Annotated in this window: 1 protein-coding gene; it reads left to right on the top strand. The window is 58.3% G+C overall.

All coding sequences use genetic code 11. The annotated features are described in order from the left end of the window. The first annotated feature begins 120 nt into the window (after window positions 1-120). Window positions 121-873 carry a transposase family protein gene (locus P0D62_RS18985; protein ID WP_275704089.1) on the top strand — a complete coding sequence of 251 codons (753 nt, stop codon included), beginning with the start codon at window positions 121-123 and terminating at the stop codon, window positions 871-873. The last annotated feature ends 10 nt before the right edge of the window (window positions 874-883 follow it).

Genomic DNA, 883 nt, shown 5'->3' on the forward strand with positions numbered 1-883 from the left:
GAGGCTTATTCAGGGCGTAGTTAACCACAACTAAACAGCGTGTCAAGATAAGGCGGCAGCCCGTTTCTTGAGATAATTGGATTTACGACAATTCAACACCTCAAGAACAGGCTGCCTGGAATGAAGAATACCACAGGACTCCTTCGTGAAGAGATCCACGATCTGTGCGACATGATCCGAGAACAGATCCCCCAAGAGGAACACGACTGGCCACCAGTGCTCGGACTCTACCGATCCGTGGTGGTGGCATTGACCTACCTTCGCCGTAACCGCATCCAAGCGGAGATCGCGGAGACCTTCGACGTGTCCCAGCCCACTATCAGCAGGGCCATCACCCGGATCACTCCGATGCTGGAGACGGTGCTGCGGGAGTTCGTGCCCACCGCCGACGACCTGGACACCAAAGTCCAGTACCTCGTCGACGGCACCCTGCTGCCGTGCTGGTCCTGGGCAGGCCATCCCGAGCTGTACTCCGGGAAACACAAAACCACCGGCTACAACGTGCAAGTCGCCGCGACCCTCGACGGGCACCTGGCCTGGATCTCCGACCCGATCGACGGGAACCACCACGACGTGTACTGCCTGGACCAGTCCCACGTCCTCGACGACCTGGACCCCGCCAACTGGATCGGAGACAAGGGCTACGTCGGTCGCGGCATGCTCACCCCCATCAAGAAACCCACCCACCGGGGACTGCTGGACTGGGAGAAAAAGTTCAACAAGGAAATCAACAAAATCCGGGCCACGATCGAACGCGTGATCGCTCACTTCAAGAACTGGGGCATCCTGCATACCGACTACCGACGCCCATACCGAACATTCAAAAACACGATCTCCACCGTGGTCGCTCTACACCACTGGGCCACCGCCTGAATAAGGCTCA

Origin of the sequence: Tessaracoccus caeni (assembly GCF_029211185.1) — a bacterium.
Classification (GTDB): domain Bacteria; phylum Actinomycetota; class Actinomycetes; order Propionibacteriales; family Propionibacteriaceae; genus Arachnia; species Arachnia caeni.

Bases quoted from the DNA above. Each gene is read 5' to 3' on its own strand.
- P0D62_RS18985 (WP_275704089.1), top strand. From the start codon at position 121: ATGAAGAATACCACAGGACTCCTTCGTGAAGAGATCCACGATCTGTGC.